Raw genomic sequence first — 13,090 nt, 5'->3', positions numbered from 1 at the left:
CGTTTTCGCGAGCAGGCTCGCTCCCACAATGGATTGAGTTTCCCTGTGGGAGCGAGCCTGCTCGCGAAGAGGCCAGCCCGGATAACATCAAGCGCGAAACTGCCCCAGGCTAGCCTTCAACTGCGCCGCCAGACCATCCAGCACCTTGCCACTGGCCGTGGTTTCCACCACTGCCTGCGCCGCTTTCTCGGCTTGGGCGTGAATCGTTTCGACGCGCCCACGCACTGCCTGCGCACCCTGCGCCTGATGCGCTGCTGCTTGTGTCGCCAGACCGATCGCCGCATGCACCTGCTCGACCGAAGCCTGCACCGACTGCTGCAAGCGTGCACTGTCGCGCAAGACCAGCAAACCTTCGCTGGCCTGCCGTCCGGCCTGGCCAATCGCCTCGACTGCCTCACGTGCGCCCTGCTGCAGAGCGACGATGTGCGCTTGAATATCGCCCGTCGAGCTCTGTGTTTTGCTCGCCAGTGCACGCACTTCATCCGCCACCACGGCAAACCCACGCCCGGTTTCACCGGCCCGCGCCGCCTCGATCGCAGCGTTCAATGCCAGCAGGTTGGTCTGTTCGGCGATGCCGTGAATCACCGTCAGCACCACCTCAATCTGCTCGCTCTGCTGCGCCAGCCGCTCGATGACCTTCGCCCCGGTATCGACCTGCCCGGCCAGTGCTTCGATCAGGCTGCCAACTTTCGCCGAAGTCCGGGTGTTCTCATCGGTGGCCTGACGAATATCGACAACCTGCTTGAGCGCCGCCTGCATCGCCTGACTTTCCGACTGCGCCTCGTCTGCCATTTGCGACAGCGCGCGCAGGCTTTCTGCAACTTCATCGCGCTGCATTCCGGCAGCCGCATCGGCGCCAGCGTTGCGCAAAGTCATCGCGCCGATTTCCACGCCAGTGCGCTGAGCGACATCACCCGCCTCGCGTACGATCGGCTGCAATTTATCCACGAAGCGATTGACCGCTGAGGCCATGTCGCCGATTTCATCCTTGCTGTTGATCTGCACACGCTTGGTCAGATCACCCTCGCCTGCTGCCAGATCGTCCATCGCTGCATTGAGCATTTTCAGACGATTGACCACCCGATGACCGAGCACCACGGCCAGCAACAGCAGCACGCCGCAACCGACCAGTGCCAGGCCAAGGCCAATGCGCCAGCGAAGAGTGGCGGCAGCTTCCTGAACGGTTTGTGCGGTGTTGGCTTTCATTTCACCAGCGGTGGCTTGCGCCGATTGCAGGCGCGCCTGCATCGCTTTGGCGCTGTCCGCCGCTGCGCCTTTAAGGCTGTCGCCGACCAGTTGATCGCTGCTGGCAATCAGCGCCAGGAAGCGCTTGTCGAGCTCGGCCAGATCGGTTTCCACCGAGGCTGTGGACACACCCATCAGCACTTTGCCGATTTCCACGCCGTTGGGATTGATCGAGGCCTCGAGGTAGTAGACCGAAGGATCATTCTTCGCCGCATCCAGCACTTTATCCAGCGCGCGCTCGCCCTGACCTTTTTCCAGCAAGGCCTTGTTGATCGGGTTTTCACGGTTGAGATAACGGGTCAGATGCTGGCCGGTGGCGTCGTCATACACCACGAACAGCACGTTGGGATTGCGCTGGGCGCGGCGGGCGAACTCCGAGAGCGTCGGCACGTCGCTGTCCCACATGGCACGCGGCGCTACGGATGCAAGCAACTGCGCCATGTCGTTGGCCGAATCCTTCAGATCCTTTTCCAGCGTCGCTCGCAGCTGCGCCTGCTCTTCTTTCAGACGCGCGGACAGGCCGACCGTCAGGCGCTGACGAGTGCTGGCCGATAACGCATCAAGACTTGAAGTGACTTCACGCCCGGCCTGCTCCAGTTCACCGGAGAGTTTCTGGCTGTCGGCACCCAGGCGCACAGCCAGATCGGCTTCCAGCGCGGTCACCGTGCTCCGCGTCAGGGCAACCGCCACCAACACCTGCACCAAAAGGGCGATACCAAGGGTAACGAACACTGGCCGCAACAAACGGCTTTGTAACAGTGAGAGAACGGCTGACACTTTAAATCCCTCTACTTCTGACGCCATTAATTTGATGGCACTCTTGTAGACAGATTCACAGCAAAGGTCATGCCGTCCAACAGGCATAAACGACAAAGGCCCCGATTAAGGGGCCTTTGTTTTTTACATCAACGACTTATCAAGCAAACGGATGACGCAGAACGATGGTTTCGTTGCGGTCCGGGCCCGTCGAAATAATGTCGATCGGCGCGCCGATCAACTCTTCAACGCGTTTGATGTAGGCACGAGCATTGGCCGGCAGCTCTTCCAGGGTTTTTGCACCCACGGTCGATTCGCTCCAGCCTGGCACTTCTTCGTACACAGGCTGCAGGCCTACGTAGCTGTCAGCATCGGTCGGGGCAACAGCATTGCCTTGCGCGTCTTTGTAGCCGACGCAGATGTTGATGGTTTCCAGACCGTCGAGTACGTCCAGCTTGGTCAGGCAGATGCCCGAGATGCTGTTCACATCGATAGCGCGACGCAGGATGACGGCGTCAAACCAGCCGCAACGACGGGCACGGCCGGTGGTAGCGCCGAACTCGTGACCCTGCTTGGCCAGGTGTGCACCGACTTCGTCAAACAACTCGGTCGGGAACGGGCCGGAACCGACGCGAGTGGTGTAAGCCTTGGTGATGCCCAGGATGTAGTCGAGGAACATCGGACCAACGCCCGAACCGGTCGCCACGCCACCCGCGGTGGTGTTGGAGCTGGTCACGTACGGGTAGGTGCCGTGGTCGATGTCGAGCAACGAACCTTGCGCGCCTTCGAACATGATGTCCTTGCCGGCACGACGCAGGTCGTGCAGCTCGGCAGTCACGTCGAGCATCAGCGGCTTGAGCAGCTCAGCGTATTCCTTGCACTCGGCCAGGGTCTTTTCGAATTCGATGGCTGGTTCTTTGTAGTAACCAACCAGCATGAAATTGTGGTAATCCACCAGTTCACGCAGCTTGTCTTCGAAGCGTGGCATGTTCAGCAAGTCGCCGACACGCAGGCCACGACGGGCAACTTTATCTTCGTACGCCGGGCCGATGCCGCGACCGGTAGTACCGATCTTCAGCTCGCCACGGGCCTTTTCACGGGCCTGGTCCAGCGCGACGTGGAAGGACAGGATCAGCGGGCAGGACGGGCTGATACGCAAGCGCTCGCGCACCGGTACGCCTTTCTCTTCCAGCTTGGTGATCTCGCGCAGCAGGGCGTCAGGTGCAACCACCACGCCGTTGCCGATCAGGCATTGCACGCCTTCGCGCAGCACGCCCGACGGAATCAGGTGCAAGACGGTTTTCTCGCCGTCGATCACCAGCGTGTGACCCGCGTTGTGGCCACCCTGGTAGCGCACTACGGCGGCAGCATGTTCGGTCAGCAGATCAACGATCTTGCCTTTGCCCTCATCACCCCACTGGGTGCCCAGGACTACGACATTCTTACCCATAACACTTGTCCTCATTCGCGCAAACTTGGTGCCGGCGATGGCCGGCAGGAAAACTCAAGAAGCCAGTGGCGATACTTGCCAAAGCCCGTTCTGCTGAATCAATTGCCGGTCGCAGTCCGCATCACGGGCGGCGGCCAAAGGTTGTCCAGGCAAGGCCTGAACGACACGCTGACCCTCACTGCGCAACTGGCAAACCTGCTGCCAGAGTGCCGCATCCGTACTGTCAGGCATCCAGATACCGCCAGACGGTAGCTCGATCTCAGCACGCCCCAGGGTCACCAGGGTTTTCAAATCGGTAGAGAAACCGGTCGCCGGACGGGCGCGGCCGAAGTCAGCGCCGATGTCATCGTAACGACCGCCCTGAGCGATGGACTGGCCAACGCCCGGCACGAACACCGCGAACACCACACCGGTGTGGTAGTGGTAGCCGCGCAACTCGCCGAGGTCGAAATACAGCGGCAGCTGCGGGAAGCGCACGGAAAGACGTTCGGCGATCGCCAGCAGGTCTTCCAGCGCCGCCAGCACTGGCGCCGGGGCATTGGCCAGACGCTCGCGGGCAGCGCTCAACACTTCACGGCCGCCGCACAGATCAACCAGTGCGCGCAGCATGCCCGACAGATCCGTCGGCAGGCCTTCGGTCAGGGTAATCACCTCATCGATGGCCTTGCGCTGCAGGGCATCGAACAACTGCTGCTCGACTTCACCGGACAGACCGGCGGCGCGCGCCAGACCACGATAGATGCCGACATGGCCGAGGTCCATGTGCACGTCCGGCACATCGGCCAGTTGCAGCATGGCCAGCATCAGGCTGATGACTTCGACGTCGCTGCTCGGGCTGGCGTCGCCGTACAGCTCGGCGCCCAGCTGGATCGGGCTGCGCGAGGACGACAATGCACGCGGCTGGGCGTGCAGGACACTGCCTGCGTAGCACAGACGGCTCGGGCCTTCGCGGCGCAGGGTGTGCGCATCGATACGCGCCACCTGCGGTGTGATGTCGGCACGGAAACCCATCTGCCGGCCCGATTGCGGGTCGATGACCTTGAAGGTACGCAGATCCAGGTCCTGGCCCGCGCCGGTCAGCAGGGATTCCAGGTACTCGATATGGGGAGTCACGACAAACTCGTAACCCCAGCTCTGGAACAGATCCAACACCTGACGACGCGCGACTTCAATGCGCGCCGCCTCCGGTGGCAGTACTTCTTCGATGCCATCTGGCAGCAGCCAGCGGTCTACCGTTGCCATTACGCCATTCCCCTTTGATCCGGGCGGCCAGCACTAGGCGAGCCTTGAGTGAAGCAGAAAATGACCGGAGCGTTCAAAACGCACGCGCATGAACGACGCAGCGAAAGGCCGGCTGGCGGCTTCGCCCATCACTTTCCTCGAAAAACGCTCGGGCTATTCAAACCCGATGCCTGCAACAAAAACAGCAATCAAACGTGCAGACGCAAAAAAGCCGGGAATTTCCCGGCTGCCGCATCATACACACGTTTTCCGAAAGGATCACCCCGCCCGAGGTTTTAGCCGCCGGGCGGAATGATTCAGGTCAACGTCGTATCAAGGTTTGGCTTTTTCCAGGTAACGGAAGAAGTCGCTGCTTGGGTCGAGGACCAGGACGTCGGATTTGTTCGCGAAGCTTTCACGGTAGGCACGCAGGCTACGGTAGAAACCGTAGAACTCCTGATCCTGACCGTAGGCCTTGGAGTAGATCGCAGCTGCCTGGGCGTCACCGTCACCGCGAACCTCTTCGGATTCACGATAGGCTTCGGCCAGCAGCACGCGGCGTTGACGATCGGCGTCGGCACGGATGCCTTCGGCCAGCTCGTTACCCTTGGCGCGGTGCTCGCGAGCTTCACGCTCACGCTCGGTGCTCATACGCTCGAACACACTGCGGTTCACTTCCTTCGGCAGATCAATGGCCTTGACCCGGACATCAACCACTTCGATACCCAGCTCTTTTTCCGCCATCTTGTTCAGCGATGCAGTGATGTCAGCCATCAGCGCATCACGCTCACCCGACACCACTTCGTGCAGGGTGCGCTTGCCGAACTGGTCACGCAGCCCCGATTCGAGACGACGGGACAGACGCTCGTCGGCGATCTGCTTCAGACCCGAAGTCGCGGTGTAGAAGCGCTCGGCATCTTTCACCCGCCACTTGGCGTAGGCATCGACCATCACGGCTTTCTTTTCCAGGGTCAGGAAGCGCTGCGTCGGCGCATCCAGCGTCAGCAGACGCGCATCGAATTTGCGCACCTGGTTGACGTAAGGCACTTTCACATGCAGACCTGGCTGGACATCCGCCTGAACCACACGGCCGAATTGCAGCAGCACCGCGCGCTCGGTCTGAGCGACGATGTAGAAGCAATTCCAGCCCACCAGTACCACAACGACGCCAACGATCAGGGCGATCAGCGATTTATTGCTCATCAGCGGGTCTCCCTTGTACGCGTCTGCGGCACGTCAGTGACATGCGGCGTGACGTCCGTGTTGTTGCTGGCGGCCGAACCGGTCACCGGTGCGTTGCCCGAGCTGTTCTGGATCATTTTGTCCAACGGCAGGTAAAGCAGATTGCTCTGGCCGTTCTTGTTGCCGGTCACGAGCACCTTGCTGGTGTTGCTGAAGACTTCCTGCATGGTGTCCAGGTACAGACGCTCGCGGGTGACTTCAGGTGCCTTGCGATACTCGGCGACCAGTTTGGTGAAGCGATCGGCCTCACCCTTGGCGCGCGAGATGGTCTCGTCGCGATAACCGTTGGCATCTTCGATGATGCGCTGGGCCTGACCACGGGCTTCCGGCACAACGCCGTTGGCGTAGGTTTCAGCCTGGTTGCGCGAACGCTGCTCGTCTTCACGGGCGCGGATCACGTCATCGAAAGCTTCCTGCACTTCACGCGGTGCTGCTGCGCTCTGTACGTTGACCTGGGTGACGGTGATACCGGTGCGATAGGTATCGAGGAAACGTTGCAGACGCTCCTTGATTTCGCTGGCCATCAATTCACGACCTTCGGTCAGCACCTGGTCCATGGCGGTAGAACCGACCACGTGACGCAGTGCACTTTCGGTCGCGTGCTGCAGACTGATTTCCGGCTGATCGACGTTCAGCACGAAGTCCTGCAGGTTGCTGATCTTGTACTGCACGGTCAGCGGCACTTCGACGATGTTCTCGTCTTCAGTCAGCATCTGGCCCTGCTTGGTGTACGCACGCTCACGCGTCACGTTCTCCATGTACTTCTTGTCGATCGGCGGGAAGTAGATGTTCAGGCCCGGGCCGACAGTCTCGTAGTACTTGCCGAAGCGCAGCACCACGGCTTGCTCCTGCTCGTCCACCACGTAGACCGCGCTGTACAGCCAGACAGCCGCCAGCACGACCAGGCCGATGCCGAGCAGACCGCCGAAGCCGCCACTGCTGCGCCCCGACCCGCCGCCGTCATCACCGCGTTTCTTACCACCACCGAACAACCCGTTCAGGCTTTCCTGCAGCTTTCGGAAGGCCTCGTCGAGATCCGGTGGTCCCTTGCGGTCGCCGTTATTGCGGCGCTTGCCACCCCAGGGATCCTGATTATTCGAGTTGCCACCCGGCTCATTCCAAGCCATAGCGCTCTCCATCTGATAAAGCAAAGACGCACCCACGGCGCGCCGACCAATGCTACAGAATGCCTGCCGTTGCGGCACAACCGCTTTGTCAGGCTTTTATTGCAAAGTGTGTTGCTCGATGAATTCCATCGGCTGCAATCCTTCGCGGCTTACCAATCGATTCAGCTCGATCCGGGGCAAACGAACGGCCAGCAGGCTGACACCTTCATCATCGTATTCTTCTTTCTGCACCGCCCCGAGTTCGAAGAACTGCGCACGCAGCCGAGCGAATCGTTGCGGCAAGCGCAAGGTACCGACGAACAGATCACTGCCGAGCAACTCGGCGATGGCCTGTTCAAGCAATTCCAGACCGCTGCCATCACGCGCCGAGAGCCAGACCCGTTGCGGCTTGCCATCGGCATCGCGCTGGATCTGCGGCTCGACGCCTTCAAGCAAATCGAGTTTGTTATAGACCTCGAGGATCGGCAAGTCCTGGGCACCAATCTCGCCCAGCACCACCATCACCTGCTCGATCTGCAACATGCGATCCGGTTCAGCCGCATCGATCACGTGCAACAGCAGGTCGGAATTGCTCGACTCTTCGAGCGTAGACCGAAATGCCTCGACCAGCTTGTGTGGCAGGTGACGAATGAACCCCACGGTGTCGGCGAGGACGATCGGACCGAGGTCGTCAAGCTCCAGCCGGCGCAGGGTCGGGTCGAGCGTGGCGAACAACTGATCGGCCGCGTACACCTCGGACTTCGTCACGTTGTTGAAGAGTGTCGATTTTCCGGCGTTGGTGTATCCCACCAGCGAAACGGTAGGGATGTCCGCACGGGATCGGCCACGGCGCGACTGCTCGCGCTGACTGCGCACCTTCTCCAGCCGCCCCTTGATCTGGCGCAGGCGAACCCGCAGCAGACGGCGGTCGGTTTCCAGCTGGGTTTCACCCGGACCGCGCATACCGATACCGCCACCCTGACGCTCAAGGTGAGTCCAGCCGCGAACCAGCCGCGTGCTCATGTGGTCAAGCTGGGCCAGTTCGACCTGCAGCTTGCCCTCATGGGTGCGTGCGCGTTGGGCGAAAATATCGAGAATCAGCCCGGTGCGGTCGATCACGCGACACTCGAAGACACGTTCAAGGTTGCGTTCCTGACTGGGCGTGAGGATGTGATTGAAAATCACCAGATCGGCTTCTTCAGCCTTGACCAGGTCGCGCAGTTCCTCGACCTTGCCGCTGCCGATCAGATATTTGGCGGTTGGCCGATGACGCGGCACGTTAAAAAACGCGACGGTCTCGGCGCCAGCCGAATTTGCCAACTCCTGAAACTCCTGCGGATCTTCGCGCGCCTCAGGGTCCTGTCCATCCAAGTGAACGAGGATGACTCGTTCACCACCACCGTGGCGCTCAAAGAACAAAGGAGACTCCTATCAGGCGTTACCCGGCGCTGCATCGGCATCGCCCTGTTCGTTTTCGGTTGCGCTAGGCAGACGAATTGGACGAACCGGCACGACGGTCGAGATAGCGTGTTTGTAGACCATCTGGCTTACGGTGTTTTTCAGCAGGATCACGAACTGGTCGAACGACTCGATCGTCCCTTGCAGCTTGATACCGTTGACCAGATAGATGGAAACCCCGACTTTCTCTTTACGTAAAGTGTTCAGGTAAGGGTCTTGTAGCGAATGCCCTTTTGACATGTGCCGCACTCCTTTAAGGATTCAATAATAAAAACAGGTAAATTCAGATGGCTTCGGCCGTCACACCCCCAAGGATAGACGGCAATTGCAAGGACTCAGCTCAATATGGAGATGGTCCCGAGGTATTTCAAGGCGCGTGGCAGATTGTCGCAATCAAGACTGTCCAGCCAATGCAAATCGTCCCAGCTGCGCAGCCAGGTAAACTGGCGTTTGGCCAATTGGCGCGTGGCGATGATGCCCCGCTCCTGCATCTGGGCCAATGTCAGCTTGCCGTCCAGGTAATCCCAGACTTGGCGGTAGCCTACCGCACGTATAGACGGCAACCCCGAATGCAGGTCACTTCTTTTACGCAGGGCTACGACCTCGTCGATGAATCCCTGTTCCAACATATTTGTGAATCTTTGTTCAATTCGCTGGTGCAGAACCTGACGATTCGCCGGAGCAATGGCCAGGTTCGCGACAGTATAGGGCAATTGTTGCCGTCCCGAAGCGGCTGCTTCAGTACTTTGCACAGATTGTTGCTCGCGCAGAGCGGTCATGCTCTGCCCGCTGACTCGATACACTTCCAGTGCCCGACTCAAGCGTTGCGGATCATTGGGATGGATGCGCGCCGCCGACACCGGATCGATCTGCGCCAACTGTTCGTGCAGGGCTTGCCAGCCGAGGCGTGCAGCTTCTTCCTCGATCTGCGCGCGGACCTCGGGATCGGCTGCCGGCATGTCCGCCAGACCTTCGACCAGAGCCTTGTAATAGAGCATGGTGCCGCCGACCAGCAGCGGGATCTTTCCTCGCCCAGTGATTTCGGCCATGGCCTGCAACGCGTCGCGACGGAAATCGGCAGCGGAATACGCTTCAGCGGGGTCGAGGATGTCGATCAGCCGGTGCGGGTATTCGGCCAACAACTCTTTCGAAGGCTTGGCCGTGCCGATGTCCATGCCGCGGTAGACCAGCGCCGAATCGACACTGATCAACTCGCACGGCAGCACCTTGGTCAGCTCGATGGCCAGATCGGTCTTGCCCGCAGCGGTCGGGCCCATCAGAAAAATCGCTGGAGGCAGCTGGCTCATCAACGACCGCGCAGGAACAGTTTGTCCAGATCGTCCAGGCCCAATTGGGTCCAGGTCGGTCGGCCATGGTTGCATTGACCACTGCGCTCGGTGTTTTCCATATCGCGCAGCAGACCGTTCATTTCCGGCAGGGCCAGACGCCGGTTGGCGCGGATCGCGCCGTGGCAGGCCATGGTGCCGAGCAGTTCGTTGAGGTGCGCCTGGATACGGTCACTGGTGCCGTATTCCATCAGGTCAGAGAGCACGTCGCCGACCAGTCGATTGGCTTCGGCCTGCTTGAGCAAAGCGGGAATCTGCCGGATCGCCAGGGTTTCCGGCCCCAGTCGCTGCAATTCAAAACCAAGACGCTGAAACCAGGCGGCGTGTTCTTCAGCGCAATCGGCCTCGCGCTGACTGACCGCCAGCGATTCCGGCACCAGCAACGGCTGGCCACTGAGACCTTCGCTGGCCATGGCGATTTTCAGGCGCTCGTACATGATCCGCTCGTGGGCGGCATGCATGTCCACCAGCACCAGGCCATGGGCGTTTTCGGACAAGATATAGATGCCTTTTAGCTGCGCCAGTGCATAGCCGAGCGGCGGAATATCTTCCTGACCGGTCGGCAGTGCGCTGGCATTGGCTTCAGGCAGCGGCGCGAAAAATTCCTTGTATGCGGCTTGCGCCTCGGCAGCAGGCACCGCCGATTGCGGACGCGGCGTGTATTGATACTGATAAGCGCCGCCAGCGCTGGCCCCGGACGAAGTATTGAACACCGGTTGCGCCTGCGGCTGCTCCAGCAGCGCATTGGCGGCCAGACGCATCTCGCCCTGTGGGCCAAACTCGCCCGCCTCGATCCCGCTCGGCCGAACGATCGCCGTGGTGACCGAGCCGGCCAATTGATCTTCCGGACGCACATCGCCCAGCGCACGGTGCAGCGTGCCATACAGGAAATCGTGGACCATGCGCCCGTCACGGAAACGCACTTCGTGTTTGGTCGGGTGCACGTTGACGTCTACCGCTGCGGGATCGACCTCGAAAAACAGCGCGAAGGTCGGGTGCCGACCATTGAACAGCACGTCGCGATAAGCCTGGCGTACCGCGTGGGCCACCAGTTTGTCGCGCACCGCACGGCCGTTTACGAAGAAATACTGCAAATCCGCCTGACTGCGGTTGAAGGTCGGCAAACCGACCCAGCCCCACAGGTGCAAGCCATTGCGTTCGATCTCGATCGGCAACGCCTGCTCAAGGAAACCCGAACCGCAGATCGCCGCCACACGCCGGGCGCGGGCTGCATCATCGTGGGCCTCGTGCAGGCTGAGGATGGTCTTGCCGTTGTGGCGCAGATGAAAAGCCACGTCGAAGCGCGCCAGCGCCAGACGCTTGATCACTTCCTGCAGGTGATCGAATTCGGTTTTTTCGGTCTTGAGAAATTTGCGCCGGGCCGGGGTGTTGAAGAACAGGTCGCGGACTTCCACCGAAGTGCCGACCGGATGCGCCGCCGGCTGCACGCGCGGCGCCATATCCCGGCCTTCGGTCTCGACCTGCCAGGCCTGATCGGCATCGCGGGTGCGCGAGGTGAGGGTCAGACGCGCCACGGAGCTGATCGACGCCAGCGCCTCGCCACGGAAACCCAGGCTCATCACCTGTTCGAGGTCTTCGAGGTTGCGAATCTTGCTGGTGGCGTGACGGGCCAGGGCGAGCGGCAGGTCATCGGCGGAAATACCGCTGCCGTCATCGCGCACGCGCAGCAACTTGATGCCGCCCAGCTCGACATCGACGTCAATACGCTTGGCGCCGGAGTCGAGGCTGTTTTCCAGCAACTCCTTGATCACCGAAGCCGGGCGCTCAACCACCTCACCAGCGGCGATCTGGTTCGCCAGTCGTGGGCTGAGCAGCTCGATGCGCGCAGTGTTCAATACCTGGTTCATTCTTTCGACGCCAGTTCGGTGCCAGGAATCGTCAGGTGCTGACCGACTTTCAGCTCATCGCTTTTCAGATTGTTGGCGGCGCGCAAGGTAGCCGGCGAAACCTGATAGCGCACGCCGATCATCGCCAGGGTTTCCCCCGGGCCGACACGGTGGTCGCGCGGGCCTTGAGCAATCTTGCCGGAATCACGCAGCCAGGCGATGTAGGTGCCCGGCGGCGGATTCTGCTGGAAGAACTGGCGCACGCCGCTGCTGATCGAACGGGCCAGCGCTTGCTGGTGGCTGGATGCGGACAGTTTGTTCGCTTCGTTGGCGTTGGAGATAAAGCCGGTTTCGACCAGGATCGACGGGATGTCCGGCGACTTCAACACCATGAAGCCGGCCTGTTCCACGCGCTGTTTGTGCAGCGGCGTAACGCGACCGATGTTGGTCAGAACCTTCTGGCCGACGTTGAGACTGGAGGTCAGCGACGCAGTCATCGACAGGTCGAGCAAAACGCCGGCGAGCATGCGGTCCTTGTCGTCGAGGCTGACGTTGCCGGCACCACCGATCAGGTCGGATCGGTTTTCACTGTCGGCCAGCCAACGGGCGGTCTCGGACGTAGCGCCACGATCAGAGAGGGCGAACACCGAAGCACCGAAAGCGGCTGCGGACGGCGCGGCGTCGGCGTGGATCGAGACGAACAGGTCGGCGCCCTTCTTGCGGGCGATTTCGGTTCGCCCGCGCAATGGAATGAAGTAGTCGCCGGTACGGGTCAGCTCGGCGCGGAAGCCTTTCATGCCGTTGACCTGACGCTGCAATTCGCGGGCGATCTGCAGCACCACGTCTTTCTCACGCTGGCCGCGCGAGCCTGACGCGCCCGGGTCTTCGCCACCGTGGCCGGCGTCGATCACCACGATAATGTCGCGTTTGCCGGCCGGGGCTGGCGGCAGCTTGATCGCCGGTTCGGTCGGGGTCACCGGCACTGCCGGCACGGTCGCCACCGATGGCGTCGGGGCTGGCGGCGGCGCGGCATCGGCCGGGTTGTCGAACAGATCGACCACCAGACGGTTGCCGTATTGCGCGTTCGGCGCCAGCGAGAAGCTTTTCGGGGTGACGGCTTTTTTCAGGTCGATGACCACGCGCAGGTCGGTCGGCGTGCGCTGGGCTGAGCGCATCGCGGTGATAGGCGTGTTCGCGGTCTGCACGTTCAACGGCGCGCCGAGGGTGGCGCCGTTGATGTCGATCACCAGCCGGTCCGGGGCTGTCAGGGTGAAAACGCTGTGCTGCACCGGGCCGCTGAGGTCAAAGACCAGTCGCGTGTTGTCCGGCGCCCGCCACAGGCGCACGCTGTTGACCTTTGAATCGGCCACAGCGTTGACGGTTACTGCCATCAACATCAGTCCAGCGGCAGCCACCAAC

General features: G+C 61.2%; 11 protein-coding genes. 1 reads left to right on the top strand and 10 read right to left on the bottom strand.

The features are described 5' to 3' along the window. Window positions 1–87 precede the first annotated feature (87 nt). The 3 genes from NF676_RS03335 to NF676_RS03325 all read right to left on the bottom strand — a co-directional run bounded on the left by NF676_RS03335 (window position 88) and on the right by NF676_RS03325 (window position 4,693). Window positions 88–2,022, bottom strand: a complete 1,935-nt coding sequence (locus NF676_RS03335; protein WP_041480726.1) for a methyl-accepting chemotaxis protein — start codon at window positions 2,020–2,022, stop codon at window positions 88–90. A 139-nt stretch (window positions 2,023–2,161) separates the two neighbouring features. Continuing rightward, window positions 2,162–3,451: an adenylosuccinate synthase gene (locus NF676_RS03330; RefSeq protein WP_016771943.1), complete on the bottom strand. Its 1,290-nt coding sequence runs from the start codon at window positions 3,449–3,451 to the stop codon at window positions 2,162–2,164. Between the two features lie 54 nt (window positions 3,452–3,505). Next, window positions 3,506–4,693, bottom strand: a complete 1,188-nt coding sequence (locus NF676_RS03325; protein ID WP_041480727.1) for an ATP phosphoribosyltransferase regulatory subunit — start codon at window positions 4,691–4,693, stop codon at window positions 3,506–3,508. A gap of 88 nt (window positions 4,694–4,781) precedes the next feature. On the opposite strand from NF676_RS03325, the gene NF676_RS03320 reads away from it, so the two are divergent. Continuing rightward, complete coding sequence (locus NF676_RS03320; RefSeq protein ID WP_143497950.1) at window positions 4,782–4,988, top strand: hypothetical protein; 207 nt, start codon at window positions 4,782–4,784, stop codon at window positions 4,986–4,988. Window positions 4,989–5,005: 17 nt separating this feature from the next. On the opposite strand, the gene hflC is transcribed toward NF676_RS03320, so the two are convergent. The 7 genes from hflC to NF676_RS03285 form a co-directional block, all read right to left on the bottom strand. Further along, window positions 5,006–5,875, bottom strand: coding sequence for a protease modulator HflC (gene hflC / locus NF676_RS03315; RefSeq protein ID WP_016771945.1), 870 nt, complete (start codon window positions 5,873–5,875; stop codon window positions 5,006–5,008). After that, window positions 5,875–7,041, bottom strand: coding sequence for an FtsH protease activity modulator HflK (hflK, locus tag NF676_RS03310; RefSeq protein ID WP_024011368.1), 1,167 nt, complete (start codon window positions 7,039–7,041; stop codon window positions 5,875–5,877). The genes hflC and hflK overlap by 1 nt, the downstream gene beginning before the upstream one ends. A 96-nt stretch (window positions 7,042–7,137) precedes the next feature. Beyond that, window positions 7,138–8,439, bottom strand: a complete 1,302-nt coding sequence (hflX, locus tag NF676_RS03305) for a ribosome rescue GTPase HflX (protein WP_041480728.1) — start codon at window positions 8,437–8,439, stop codon at window positions 7,138–7,140. 12 nt (window positions 8,440–8,451) lie between these two features. Further along, on the bottom strand, window positions 8,452–8,718 hold the full coding sequence (gene hfq / locus NF676_RS03300) for an RNA chaperone Hfq (protein WP_016771947.1): 267 nt from the start codon (window positions 8,716–8,718) through the stop codon (window positions 8,452–8,454). Between the two features lie 95 nt (window positions 8,719–8,813). Further along, a complete protein-coding gene (gene miaA, locus NF676_RS03295; RefSeq protein ID WP_150638272.1) occupies window positions 8,814–9,785 on the bottom strand; it encodes a tRNA (adenosine(37)-N6)-dimethylallyltransferase MiaA in 972 nt (323 codons plus the stop codon). Next, window positions 9,785–11,692 carry a DNA mismatch repair endonuclease MutL gene (gene mutL, locus NF676_RS03290; protein WP_252887229.1) on the bottom strand — a complete coding sequence of 636 codons (1,908 nt, stop codon included), beginning with the start codon at window positions 11,690–11,692 and terminating at the stop codon, window positions 9,785–9,787. Before mutL ends, miaA begins: the two co-directional genes overlap by 1 nt. Further along, on the bottom strand, window positions 11,689–13,068 hold the full coding sequence (locus tag NF676_RS03285; RefSeq protein WP_370593506.1) for an N-acetylmuramoyl-L-alanine amidase: 1,380 nt from the start codon (window positions 13,066–13,068) through the stop codon (window positions 11,689–11,691). The genes mutL and NF676_RS03285 overlap by 4 nt, the downstream gene beginning before the upstream one ends. Window positions 13,069–13,090: the final 22 nt, after the last annotated feature.

The organism is Pseudomonas siliginis (assembly GCF_024072275.1).
In the GTDB taxonomy this organism is placed as follows: Bacteria; Pseudomonadota; Gammaproteobacteria; order Pseudomonadales; family Pseudomonadaceae; genus Aquipseudomonas; species Aquipseudomonas siliginis.
This window is presented reverse-complemented; position numbering and strand designations above follow the sequence as displayed.